The following is a 12789-nucleotide window of genomic DNA, read 5'->3' on the forward strand; positions in this document are numbered from 1 at the left end:
ACGTACCCGTCGGATCGCCTTTGGCCGGGTCGAGGCCCAGCCCCAGAATCAGGAAATGGGGCTGAAATTCTTCGATCCGGCGCAGGGCCCGGGCCAGGGCTTTGCGGTAACGCTCACCATCGACCGTCTCGGGCAGGGGAATGTTGAGGTTGAACCCTTCGCCATCGCCGTCGCCGCGCTCCTCCTCGAACCCGCAAAAATAGGGGTAGGCGAACCTGGGATGACCGTGAATGGAGACGGTGAGCACATCGCTTCTGCGGTAGAAGATGTCCTGGCCGCCGTTGCCGTGGTGGTAGTCCACATCCAAAATGGCCACCTTGCCATGGGCGCACAGGTACTGGGCGGCGATGGCGTTGTTGTTGAAATAACAGAATCCGCCGAAGGACCGGCGTTCGGCGTGATGGCCGGGGGGACGGATCAGGGCGTAGGCGATTCGTCGGCCGTCCAGGATCTCGCGGGCGGCGGTCAGGGCGCAGTCCACGCTGCGACGGGCGGCCAGATAGGCGTTGGCGTTGATGGGCGTGAAGGTGTCGATGCAGTAGTAACCGGACAGTACGGACGGTTCCTTGGGCGGCCGGGTTTTGTTGCGAATGGGGAAAATATAGGGATACAGGGATTTCCCGGCGGGCACCTCCGCGCAGGCGCGTTTGAGATAACTCACGAAATCTGCATCGTGAACCGCGTGAAGGTGCTTGTCAGGAAAAGGGCGCGGTTTGATGGCGGTGAACAGGCCGCTGGGTTCGATGGTTTTTAAAATGCTTTTCACGCGCACCGGCGACTCTACGTACCCGCGCTCGTTGACATGGTGGATGTCGTGCCGGTCGTTGACGATCAGGGCGATCAGTTCCTCCGAACGGCTTTCAACGGTGGAAACGATGGCCGCCGGTTTGACATAGCGATAGTCCCGCAGGCGTATCGGGTCGTCCCGGAAGCTCGCCACCACCTTTTCGACGTAGTCCGCCGGACAATAATCAGGATATTTGCGTTCCAGCACGGCCCGCACCACCTGCCGGGCAAAGGCCTTTTTCAGCGGCTTGCCGGTGCCCAGGTCGTCGTACACCAGGTGGGGCATGCAGGTTTCTCCCGGTTCTACGGGCGATTCGTAGCTGGTGTTAACGATGGGCCTGGCCCCGTAACGCTCGTAAAAGCGCAGGCGGGCCCGGTTTTGTTTGAGCTCAGCCGGATCCGGGCAGGTCGCGTCATCATCGGGAAGACACTCGAAAAAAAGGCCGGCCACGTTAAGGGCCGTGGCCTCTCGCCGGATGCGGTCGTACAGGGCGCCGCCGATACCGCCGCCGGCCCGGCCGGAGGCCGTGGCGATCCAGTCCAGGTAGGCGAAGTGCAGCTCTGGTTCGTGCAATAGCATGGCGAACCCGCGAACCTTGGCCTTGATGCTCTCGGCCACGAAGAGGACGGTGCGAAAACGCTGTTTAAAAGGGTTGCGGAGTTTTTCGGCAATGTAGTCGATCTCTTTTTCGTCCACGGCGGTGAACTGGCTGCGCAGGATCGCCTGCACTTGGCTCAGGGTGCTTTTGTTCACCGGCAGTATGTTGTCATAGATACGTCGAATGCGCAGCATGTAGTCGGTTCCTTCGCAGGGTCGATGATGGGGTTTCCTCAGGTGTCGTTGCCGTACGTGCCAGGTGAAAGGCCATCGGCGACGATACGGCCGACGGCGTCGGCATAGGTGATGCCTGCCCGGTCCAGGGCGGCGGCAAATCCGGCGTCGGGTGAAAGGCATGGGTTGGCGTTGATCTCCAATACCCACGGATGACCTGCCGGGTCCACCCTGAAATCCACCCGGGCATAGCCGTTGAGACCGAAATGGTCCCAGCATCGAAGGGCCATCGCTTCCAGGCCCTTCAGCAGGTCTTGATCGGACGCATCGAAATCGAACCGGCGTGGGGTGTGGTGAAATTCGAAGGCGGCCTCGTCCCACTTGGCCCGATAGTCCACGATGCGTGGCATTTCGTCGGTGTAGCCCTCAAAAATGATCTCCGCCGGCGGGAGCACTTCTGGGCCCCGGGGACCGGCCAGCACAGACAGGTTGAATTCCCGGCCGGTGATGAAACGTTCGGCAAAGCAGGCACCCCCCAGCCGGTGAGCCCGGGACCGGAGCAGGGGGAAGACGGTTGCCGCATCGGCATCCTTGACGATGCTCCGCTCGTCCAGGCCGATGGAGGCGTGCTCCCAGACCGATTTGACGATCCATGTGTCCGCGCCGCTGGCGTCTCCATGAACCGACCTGTCATGGCCGGGCCAGGGGCCGATCCACGCAGGGGTGGGGATGCCGGCCGCGGCCATCCACCCTTTGGCCAGCACCTTGCCGGAGGTGAGCAGCATGGCTTCCGCCCGGGCACCGGTGTAAGGCAGGGCCGTGGCGTCCAGGCAGAAGGGGAACAAATGGATCAGCCGACCCTGGCCGCCGATGGATTCCACCAGGTTGAACACCAGGTCCACACGGTGATGGCGCAGTTCCTGCTCCACGGCCAGCAGGTTCAGGCTGCAGCAGATGCGGCAGGGCGAATGGCCCTGCATCTCCAGCGCCTGGGCCACGGCATCGGCCTGGGCTACCACGTCCCGGGCATCGGGGGCATCGGCGTCGGTGACGGTGTCGTGAACAATGGCTATCTGCATCAGGCGGCTCCGCTGAGACGGTCTGCCTGGGGAATCCGTGTGGCGGCCGAGTCGATGATCCAGCCGATCAGCTGCTGATAGGGAACCCCCAGGTGGTTGCAGATGATGGGCAGGTCCGAATGCTCAGGGTGAATGCCGGCCAGGGGGTTGACCTCGATAAACAACGGATGGCCATTGTCGTCGCAGCGCAGATCCAGCCGTCCCGCGTCGCGGCAGCCAAGGGCGCGCCAGGCGGCAAGGGCCACCTTCTCGGCCTCGGCAACCACCGGATCGTCCTCGGCGCGTCGCAGGGCGTACAGCACCCGCGACTCGCACTCCTCCTTGTTGACATAGGAATAAACACCCGGTTCCGCCGTGTCCAGCAGATGCACCTCGATGGTGCCCAGCACACGGGCCCTGTCGCCGGTGCCCACGATACCCGTGGTGAACTCACGACCCGGCAGATAGGGCTCGATGATCACCGGCTGCCGGAAGGCATCGATCAATCGCCTGCAGGCCGCCTCGAGGTCTTTTTTGTCTCGGACGATGGACTGCGGTGTGACGCCCTTGCCGGTTCCCTCGGCGACCGGTTTAACGAAATACGGTGCCGCAAAGCCTACCCACCGGGTCTCATCGGGTGTCTCGACGACGCTGAAATCCGAAGTGGGCACCCCGGCGTCTCGGATGACCCGCTTGGTCATTCCCTTGTGCAGGCTCAGGCTCATCACCAGCGGGTCCGAAAAGGTGTAGGGAATCCGGTACATGTCCAGAAGTGCCGGTACCTGCGCCTCGCGACCGATGCCGTGCATGCCTTCGGCAATGTTGAACACCAGGTCCCAGCGCCGGCCGGCAACCAGTGCGGCCGCCAGTTGACGGCTGTGGCCGATGCGTTCGGTGCGGTGTCCCAGTGACCGGATGGTCGATTCGATGGCGCTGATGGTGTCGTCGCGGTCGAACTCGGCGGTCTCCTCTTCCGAAAAGCCTTCCGCCAGGTATTCAGAGCGAAGGTCGTAAGTCAGTCCGATTGTCAGGGTCATCGGTCAATACCTCCTCGTAAAGCTGGCGGTGCCATTGCTGCGCCAGCTCCATGGATGTGTGGGTGGCCTCGTACAACGACTCGTCGGATGTGAGAAGATGCCTGGGGCAATCCGTATCCGGTTCATCGTCGATATGGTCGGCCGTGTACGTAAACGGGTGAAGCCGGCACAGCAAGGGGCGCACGGCCAGGGCCAGACGGCACCCATGGGATGCCAAAAAGAAGCAGTCCCCGTTGGCCTGGCGCTTCAGGATCCGGCGACTGCCGTCACTGCCGAAAACATGTTGCCGCCATAGCGGATCATCGTCCTGGTCCATATAAGACGAGTCGGCCGTGCGGGTCCATTCGGCAAACTGGCGTTCTCCGGTGACGGCGCCGATGCGCCGCAGATCCCCGGGGGTAATGTATATTTCCCTTTCCTGGCAGCATGTTTTGCCCTGCTGAGCGCAACGACCGCACAGGGTGGGTTGTATCGCCGCCATGGCCGCCTCCTTTGACCACGTCCAAAAAACATCGGGGATGCGCGCCCCGCAAAGGGCCCGTTCCCCGATGGGTTACTTGGTGGATATAATATTAAATTACTGAAATATATTCGGATTCAGGATACCGGTATAATCGGTTTTCATAATTTTTCAGCACAAGTGCATCACTTTCGCGGCCCACTACGTAGTCGGGCATCAAGGGGATTTTTCCACCGCCGCCCGGTGCGTCGACCACGTAAGTGGGAATGGCATAGCCAGTGGTGAATCCGCGAAGACCGCGGATGATTTCCAGACCCTTTTCGATGGGGGTACGAAAGTGTGCCGACCCGGTAATCGGGTCACACTGATACAGGTAATAGGGGCGTACACGCATCTTGAGCAGATGGTGCACCAGGCTGCGCATGGTTTCCAGGTTGTCGTTGACGCCTTTGAGCAGCACCGTCTGAGATCCCAGGGGGATCCCCGCATCAGCCAGCATGGTGCAGGCCCGCAGCGCTTCGGGGGTGCATTCATCCGGGTGGGTAAAGTGCAGGCTCATCCACAGCGGGTGGTACTGGCGCAGCATGCGAACCAGGCGCTGGGTAATTCGCTGAGGCAGCACCGCCGGTACTTTGGTGCCGATGCGCACGATTTCCACGTGGGGAATCTGGCGCAGCCGGGACAAGATCCAGGAGAGCTTCTCTTCTCCCAGCATCAGCGGGTCGCCGCCGGAAAGGAGTACGTCGCGGATGGACGACGTCTGCTCGATGTAAGCGAAGGCCCGCTCCAGCCGGTTGCGGCTGGGGTGAATGCCGCCATGGCCCACTACACGTGAGCGGGTGCAGTAGCGGCAGTAAGTCGAGCAAAAGTCGGAGAGCAGCAGAAGTACGCGGTCCGGATAGCGGTGGACCAGCCCGGGAACCGGGCTCATGCTATCTTCACCCAACGGGTCGTCAGCCTCACCTTTCGTATGTGCGGTTTCGTGAATGGTGGGGATGACCGTGCGGCGAATGGGCTGGTCGGGGTCGTCCCGTGAAACCAGGCTCATATAGTAGGGCGTGATCCCCAGCGGCAGCACCGTTTCAGTGCCGGTGAACGCCGCGCGTTCATCCTCGGACAGGCAAAGCATCGATTCCAGCTGGGCAAGATTGCGGATACGGTGGCTGGTCTGCCACTGCCAGTCGTTCCACAATTTAGTGGGGACGCTGGGAAAATGTCGCTTGCGGAATGATCTGACGGCCGGGCTGAGGATGCCGGCGCGCTGGGTGGGAAACCGGACGAGTCGCCCGGTGGGTTTTGCGGTGACAATGGAAGAGGCTGCTTCCAGGCATTGACTAGGGTCGGGAGGTTCGTCGTCACCTTCCTGAGCTGCCTGCGGCGGAGTTGCGATCAGCTGTTCGTTCCTCTTAGTGGTGAACTGCATGGCGTCTTTTTTCCTTTATTGAAAAAGGTTGTCTTTATTCCGGTCCTCAGCCGTTGGGAACCGGGGCTTCGATCCGAGTCTTATTCGGATTCGATTGGCGCGAATATATGTCTTTTCGGCTTAAATGCAAGAAAAAAAACAGTATCTTGAAAAAAAAATTATTATAAATATACCAATTAGTTAAAAACATTTTTGACCAATTTCGATTGGGGTGGGGTTCTTTTAACCGACGAATTGGGTTTCAGGGGCGCCCGGATGCCGTGCCGAAAAGATTTTAAAGGTAATAATTACAAATAGATAAAAAATAGATGCGGTTTTTGAAGCCAACCATGGCCGTCGGCTGAAAACGATGCCTCGAGCTTAACCTGTGGACAGCACCGGAAATTCATTTTATAGAGCTGGCATCGGGTCTCGGCGAGACCATGGTCTTAACCCATCATCCAACAGAAAGCAGGCCAAGATGACCTTGACGGATACCGACCCACGCGTCGCTTCGATTATCATGGCGGCAGGAAGAGGCAGCCGCATGCAAGGCTATGGCGGCAACAAAACCCTGTTGCCCCTGGTGCCCGGCAGATCCGTGTTTATCGGCAGCCAGCCCATCCTCATGCACCTGATGGAGAATCTGCCGGCCGGTCCCAAAGCGCTGGTCGTCAACCATCGCAAAGAAGAGGTGATGGCGGTCACCCAGGGCACCGGTGCCGTCTACTGCGAACAACCGGTGCTCAACGGCACCGGCGGCGCCATTCTCGCCGCCGACGCGTTTGTGGACGCGCAGCGTAACGCTCAGGTGATCATTACCATGGGTGATGTGCCCTTTGTGCAAAAGCGGACTTACGACCGGCTGGTCGGCGGTCTCGGCATCCACGATCTGATGATTTTAGGCTTCTCCCCCGAAAATAAGAAGCAGTATGGGATGCTGGAAATCGAAGCGGGCAAGGTCAGGAAGATTACCGAGTGGAAATACTGGAAAGACTACCCGGCCGACCGGCAGGATTCGCTGACCGTCTGCAACTCCGGCATTTACGCCGTGCGCGGAACGGTCCTGGCTGATTATCTGCCCATTTTGGCATCCCGTCCGCAGATGGTGCAAAAGCAGGTCAACGGCAGGATGACAGACATCGAAGAGTACTTTTTTACCGACCTGATCGAATTCATGGTCAATGACGGCAAACCGGTTGGATTCCACGTGGTCGACGACGAATTCGAAACCATGGGGATCGATGACGTGGCCGCCCTGGAAAAGGCCCAGGCGATTTATCGGAATCGTATCCCTTAGGCAATCCTGCCATGCCGATGGTCAACGGCCCCTCGATTGTTGATTTCTCCACGACCCTTCAGGTGGTTCGTTGCCAGGAGGGTTGATGCACCAGAACCGGCAAAGGACGTAGAGGCTAGTATGCGTATCCTATTGATTCGGATTGCTCGTGGGGCGGATCACGGGGCCCGCCGGTTGCCTGATTTCCAAAACACGCGCCACCACCTCGGGTCTCAGGCGTCTTCCAGTATGCGCAAGGCCTCCCGGTGCGATGCGTCGAAGGGGTCTGCCGTCGTCCCGACGACATCCGGCGGACATGGTGCCGGAACCATGTAAAAATAGACCGCCTGCACCAGAAAGAACAGCCAGATGCTGATCGCCCAGGTGAGGCTCGAGCCCGGGCCCAACAGCGACACCAAACCCGCACCACCGCCGGCGGTGACCACTTCGGCGGCCACGGCACGAACCGGCGTTCCGCAAAAGCAGCTGCCGCTGCGGATCCAGCTGAACACGCCCAGGCCGAGGAAGAAGAAACCGGTGTAAACACCCGGCCACAGGGCCGTTCCCAGCAACAGGACCATGGGAAACAGGATGGCACTCGGCCTCTTGCCGCTCCATCGGGCCAGCAGCGCCGCATAACCCAGCAGATCCAGCCACAGGGTCAGCTTGAACGCCATGGGCCAGCCGACGGGACCGGCCAGCAGCCAAGCAGCGGGCACGACGGCCAGGGCGCTGATCAATCCATAGACCAGGGTGGTTCGCACATGCCGTTTCATGGGGCCTCTCCTTTCTGCAGCGCCGCTTTTCGCGCCAGCAGCTCCAGTTCGATCTCCTCGTCACCGGGATCGATCGAATAGACGGTTCCCGCGCACCGGCCCGGGGGCGTCTCGAGAAGGCGGTCGGCAGCCCGGCTGCAATAGGCGTCGGCCTTGGCCCTGAGAGTGTCATACTGGAGCCGCTGACCGGCCAGGGTTTCCGCCAGTCGGGTTTTTTCCTGCGTCATCGTCTCGACCTGTTCGGTCAACCGGCTGGTTGCGGTGTCAAGGGCGCGTCGCCGGCGGATCAGCATCCGGGCGATGTCGTCTTTCTCCTTTTCCAGCGCCAGATCCAGATCGCGTTCCAGCTTGTCCATTTCCTGGACGTGGCGGGCGGTCAGGCCGGTCAGGCGGTCGATGCGCTGCGCCAGTGCGGCGGCCTGCTGTTCCTTGTGTCCGAGACTGGTTTCCATTTCTCTCAAGTATTGCTTGAGCAGCAAGCCTTTATCCTCCAGTTGATCCATCACGCCGTGGACATCGGCTTTGCAAAGTCTCAACATGCGGGTCATGATTCCCATCGTAGACTCCTTTGGTTTAGTTGGTTTTTTTGTTTGATTGGTTAGTTGGTGTTGTTGGATCGTTAGGCTCGTTGGGTTGAAACATGTTCAGGCTGGTTTCCGTTCAGAAAGGGTAGGTTTTGGTTCAGGCCAAGGCCGCGGCGATGTTGATACCGCAGGCGTAGTAGAGCTACGTCGAGGATATCAACAGCGCGAGAACGCCGGCCTGGGCCGAAAGATGACCTTTCTGGACGGAAACGATTTTATTTTTTATCCCGCCTGATCTTATACCCGTCATACTGCAGAGCCTTTGAAACCTGTTTTCTCTTCTCGGCTACGGCGGCCGGCGTACCGCTGAAGGTTTCATCCACCTGTTGGCGAAGGGCCTGCACATCCGTTTCCAGGTTCTCGGCCACCTTGGCCGAGCCGACGGCGCTGTTGATGGCTTCCTGCTTGGCCTCGTATTCATGAATCCGCGCCTGGGCGCGGGTCGGGTCGCCGTCGCGAATATCCGCGGCCACGGCTTCCTTCAGGCGGCTGAACGATTCCTGTACGACCTGATCCGCCCATATATCCTTCTTGATGCTGGCCATCACCGCCGCCGGGTCCGGCACGCAGGCAACGGTCAGCGGCCGGGCCGCGTCCACGGTCGACGTCTGGTCGTTATGCCGATAGCGCACCTGCACCCTGCCCATGACGATCTCTTTTTCCTCAGTCGTGGGCACCTGGAAGGTCAGGTAGAGGGTTTTGCTCTGGCCGGACAACAGGTTGCCCGGATGGATGATGGCCGAACCCTCCTCGTGACGGATGGGGTACCCACCGGCGGCCTCCAGGCGAACCCCGGGTTCCAGGGGAATGCGGATGTTGACATCGGCGGCGGCCACATGGCGGGTGGCCTGGAATTCGGATTCAAACACCTGGGCGAACACCCGGGGATCCTCCAGAAAGGTGTAGTGACCGGCGCCCTGGTCGGCGATGGCCGTCATCAACATTTCGTTGAATTCAAGCCCGACGCCGACGGTACTGATCGAAAAGCGGTTCTCCACCGCTGCCGAGGCGATGCGCCCCAACGCATCCGGATCGGTGATGCCCTGGTTGGCCAACCCGTCGGAGATCAGAATGACCTTGCGCTGTCGCAGGGTGCCGGTGGTCTGCATCAGCAGGTCCATCCCCCTTTTGAGCCCGCCGCCAAGATTGGTGCCGCCGCCGGCATGGACGCGCTCGACCACCGCTGTCAGCCGCCGCCGGTTGGCCTCGTTCATCGGCGCCAGCGCCGATTGGGTTTGAACGCCGTTTGAATAGGTTACCAGGGCCAGGCGATCGTCCTGTTCCAACTGGTCCAGCAGGCCGATGACCGCCTGCCGGACGTCACTCAGTTTTTGCCCTTCCATGGAGCCGCTGCGGTCCAGCACAATCACCAGGTCCGCGGCCGGCACCGGATCGCTGTCAATCAGGGGGAGCCGGGCTGCCGTCAGGTTCAGGGAGACGGTCACCCGTCCGTCCCCGCCTTTGAGAACCTTGTCCTGGACCACCTCGGTGGAAACGGTTACCCGCTCGTCTCCGGTCAGGGTGGGAGCGGCCAGGGGAGGGGCCGTGGCCGACCCCCTCATCCCAATGGCGGCCAGGGCCGCAGTGGTGGCCAGGATCAGGCTGAGGATGGTCAGCAGGCTTTTTTTCGTGGTCGACATGATGTTTCTCCTTTTTTACGGGTTAGGTCTGCCGTTTCGATGGACTGAACGGTGCATGATTCGGATGATAACCCAGCCCGATGGAAATACAATTCAAACAAATGCAAAAGGTTAGCGACGTTTTTTTGCATAAGTTTTACTTTGAATCAGGTGGGTATTGGTGGTAGGGATGGACAGCTGCCATACGTTCAGGCACGAGGAGGAACGATGAATCAGCCGAAAGCTCGTATTTTGGTGGTGGAGGACGATCCGGCCATTTTAAAGGGCCTGTGCGATGTGTTGGTCTTCAACGGCTACGACGCCGACGGCGTTGCCGACGGCACCGAGGGCTGTGCGTCCGCATTGAGCGGTCGGTACGATCTGGTCGTGTTGGATGTGATGCTGCCCGGCATGGACGGCTTTTCCATCTGTCGTGAGATCCGCCGCCAACGACCGGTCCAGCCGGTGATCATACTCACGGCCAAGGGGTCCGAAGACGATGTGGTAACCGGCTTCACCGCCGGTGCGGACGATTATGTGAGCAAGCCCTTTTCCCTGAGAGAACTGATGGTGCGGGTGGAGGCGGTGCTCAGGAGAAGCGGGAAACCCCTGGGAGACGAGCAGATCCGCTATGCCGACATCCGGTTTGACGGTCTCAATCTCCAGGCGGTGTGCGGGGACCGGTCGGAGGCGCTGACCCGCCGCGAGATGGACATTGTCGTCTACCTGTTCCGCCATCGGGAACGCATCGTTTCCAAAGCTGAACTGCTCACCGAGGTCTGGCACTACAAGGATCCTGGTGTGGAGACCCGCACCGTGGACATTCATATGCTCAAACTAAGGAAAAAGATCGCTTCCCTGGCCGACGGACGGGTGCTGATCCAGACGGTTCGCGGGGAAGGATACCGCCTGGAGCCGGCGCATTGAAACGCCTGCGCATTTATATGATCATTTTCAGCGTGCTGGTCACCCTGCCGCTGGTCTTCGTCGCCTGGCGGACGTACGGTGCCCTCGATCGGGAAGTGCAGGCGCAGGTGCGTTTCTTTGCCGAACGGCTGCTGGACGAGATCGAAGCCGAACTGGCCGAGCTGGTCCGTCGCGAGGAGAACCGCGCCGTGGACGAATATGGCCACAACCGGGTCACGGAGAAGGGAACGACCCCGTCCCCGCTGTCCCGTTTACCTGACCAGGCCTTTATTCTGGGCTATTTCCAGAGCAATCCGGACGGTTCCTTCCAAACCCCGCTGGTCGAGGATGGGCAGGACCCGCCTGTCGGTTTAGTCGAACGGGTCAACCAGCTTCAGGCCATCAACGCGGTGTTCAATCAGCGTAAACGCATCGCCCAGCTGCCGGTGCCTTCACCGCTGAGGGATCAGGATCCTTCAGCCATCGCTGAAGATCGGCAATCTGGCTTTGCCGACCGTTTCCTGCGGTCAGCCGAACCCCAAAAAGCCAAAAGCGTCCTCGGCCAGGAGCGGGCCCGGGTGGAGGAGATCACCGCCGGCCAGGCGATGAACCTGGCCCAAATGGAATCTGACCGGTCGGCATCCCAGGGTAGGGAAGATGCCGTCGCCGACATGGAAACGGCCGACGCCGCGCCGTCGGCCGATGGCATTCCCTTGCCCCCGGCGGCCGGGCCTGGGCGTAAGATCCACCAGCTGCCGGCGGTGGAAACGCTGCCCGCCAAATCGGAAACCGGTCGGTTCCTGGTGGAGGTGGCGCCCCTGCAGGCCGTGGCCATCGATGACGAACGGGTGTTTATCTTCCGGCGCATCGGCGTCGACGGCCAGATCTACCGGCAGGGGTTCGTGCTCGGGCTGCGAGCCTTTCTCGAGCACCTGCTGGCCGTTCACTTCGACCCCCAACCCATCGCCCGGTACACACGCCTGACACTGAATGCGGCCGGCCTGGATGCATCCCGCCAGCCAAGCGGCGCCGGCGCCGCAACCGCCGCCGGGGATTGGGTCGCCGGCAGAACCTTTCCCGCACCGTTTGGTTTTCTGACCGCCGAGATGCAGGCCGTATCACCGCCGCCGTCCCCGTCCCATCAGACGCTGACCCTGGCGCTGGCCGTCCTGGGTGCGGTCTTGGTGGCCGGCATGGCGGCCATCTACCACAGCGCGCGGACCGTATTGGATTTGTCCGAGCGGCGCTCCCAGTTCGTTTCCGCCGTGACTCATGAACTCAAGACGCCGCTGACCAACATCCGCATGTACGTCGAGATGCTCGACCAGGGCATGGCCGCCACACCGGAGCGCGAGCAGGCGTACCTGGGCATCCTGGCCGCGGAGAGCGCCCGGCTGTCCGGGTTGATCAACAACGTGCTGGAACTCTCACGCCTGGAAAAACAAACCCGACGATTCAACTTAAAGGACGGGGATTTGACCGACGTGCTGGCCGATGTGCAGGCGGTGATGGCCGAGCGTCTGGCCAGGGAGGATTTCGATCTGCACATTCACACCGGCCGGCTGCCCGTCTTTGCCTACGACCGCGACGTGCTGGTCCAGGTGCTGATCAATCTCATGGAGAACAGCATCAAGTTCGGCCGCCATCTGCCTGAGAAAAAGATTGCCATTGCCGCCGAAGCGGCGGACGGCTGGGTCAAGCTGGCGGTGTCCGATGCCGGACCGGGTATTCCCAGACGATCGTTAAAGCAGGTGTTCGACGATTTTTACCGCGTGGACAACGATCTTACCCGAACCTCCGGGGGCACCGGGCTCGGCCTGGCCCTGGTGAAAAAATTTGTCGCCGCCATGGGCGGACGGGTAACAGCGGAGAACAACGACGGACCCGGCTGCACCATCACCATCAGTCTGCCGGCCAACCTTAAATCTTGACGGAATTGAAAAAAATCCAGATAGATAAGCTACGTTTAATCACACGATGGTTCAATGACACAAGGGGGCGATGAAAGTTCGTCATTCGTCATTCGTCATTCGTCATCCGTCATCCGTCATTCGTCATCCGTCATCCGTCATTCGTTATTCGTTATTCGATGTTCAGGTTTTCGAAAAGG

General features: G+C 60.5%; 11 protein-coding genes. 3 read left to right on the forward strand and 8 right to left on the reverse strand.

All coding sequences use genetic code 11. The features are described 5' to 3' along the window. The 5 genes from ABYV26_RS10880 to ABYV26_RS10900 all read right to left on the reverse strand — a co-directional run. Window positions 1–1579, reverse strand: a 1579-nt coding sequence (locus tag ABYV26_RS10880; protein WP_372680902.1) for a histone deacetylase family protein, incomplete at its 3' end; no start/stop codon positions are given. A 38-nt stretch (window positions 1580–1617) separates the two neighbouring features. Beyond that, on the reverse strand, window positions 1618–2637 hold the full coding sequence (locus tag ABYV26_RS10885; protein WP_372680903.1) for a D-alanine--D-alanine ligase: 1020 nt from the start codon (window positions 2635–2637) through the stop codon (window positions 1618–1620). After that, complete coding sequence (locus ABYV26_RS10890) at window positions 2637–3653, reverse strand: D-alanine--D-alanine ligase (protein ID WP_372680905.1); 1017 nt, start codon at window positions 3651–3653, stop codon at window positions 2637–2639. The genes ABYV26_RS10885 and ABYV26_RS10890 overlap by 1 nt, the downstream gene beginning before the upstream one ends. Continuing rightward, window positions 3613–4134 (reverse strand): YkgJ family cysteine cluster protein, encoded by a 522-nt coding sequence (locus ABYV26_RS10895; protein WP_372680907.1) that lies wholly within the window; start codon window positions 4132–4134, stop codon window positions 3613–3615. Before ABYV26_RS10895 ends, ABYV26_RS10890 begins: the two co-directional genes overlap by 41 nt. 91 nt (window positions 4135–4225) lie before the next feature. After that, entirely contained in the window at window positions 4226–5536 is a 1311-nt protein-coding gene (locus tag ABYV26_RS10900) for a KamA family radical SAM protein (RefSeq protein ID WP_372680909.1), read from the reverse strand. Window positions 5537–5996: 460 nt separating this feature from the next. Between ABYV26_RS10900 and ABYV26_RS10905 the strand changes: the two genes are divergently transcribed. Further along, the gene (locus ABYV26_RS10905; RefSeq protein WP_372680910.1) at window positions 5997–6815 is read left to right on the forward strand and encodes an NTP transferase domain-containing protein; all 819 of its coding nucleotides are present in this window, start codon (window positions 5997–5999) and stop codon (window positions 6813–6815) included. A gap of 212 nt (window positions 6816–7027) precedes the next feature. On the opposite strand, the gene ABYV26_RS10910 is transcribed toward ABYV26_RS10905, so the two are convergent. From ABYV26_RS10910 to ABYV26_RS10920, 3 genes are all read right to left on the reverse strand, one after another. Beyond that, entirely contained in the window at window positions 7028–7570 is a 543-nt protein-coding gene (locus tag ABYV26_RS10910) for a hypothetical protein (protein WP_372680911.1), read from the reverse strand. After that, a complete protein-coding gene (locus ABYV26_RS10915; RefSeq protein WP_372680913.1) occupies window positions 7567–8127 on the reverse strand; it encodes a PspA/IM30 family protein in 561 nt (186 codons plus the stop codon). Before ABYV26_RS10915 ends, ABYV26_RS10910 begins: the two co-directional genes overlap by 4 nt. Window positions 8128–8369: 242 nt before the next feature. Beyond that, window positions 8370–9794, reverse strand: coding sequence for a VWA domain-containing protein (locus ABYV26_RS10920; protein WP_372680914.1), 1425 nt, complete (start codon window positions 9792–9794; stop codon window positions 8370–8372). Between the two features lie 207 nt (window positions 9795–10001). On the opposite strand from ABYV26_RS10920, the gene ABYV26_RS10925 reads away from it, so the two are divergent. Then, a complete protein-coding gene (locus tag ABYV26_RS10925) occupies window positions 10002–10700 on the forward strand; it encodes a response regulator transcription factor (RefSeq protein ID WP_372680916.1) in 699 nt (232 codons plus the stop codon). Further along, window positions 10697–12610 carry a sensor histidine kinase gene (locus tag ABYV26_RS10930; RefSeq protein ID WP_372680917.1) on the forward strand — a complete coding sequence of 638 codons (1914 nt, stop codon included), beginning with the start codon at window positions 10697–10699 and terminating at the stop codon, window positions 12608–12610. Before ABYV26_RS10925 ends, ABYV26_RS10930 begins: the two co-directional genes overlap by 4 nt. Window positions 12611–12789 lie beyond the last annotated feature (179 nt).

The sequence above is a fragment of the Desulfosarcina sp. genome (assembly GCF_041551955.1).
Classification (GTDB): domain Bacteria; phylum Desulfobacterota; class Desulfobacteria; order Desulfobacterales; family Desulfosarcinaceae; genus Desulfosarcina.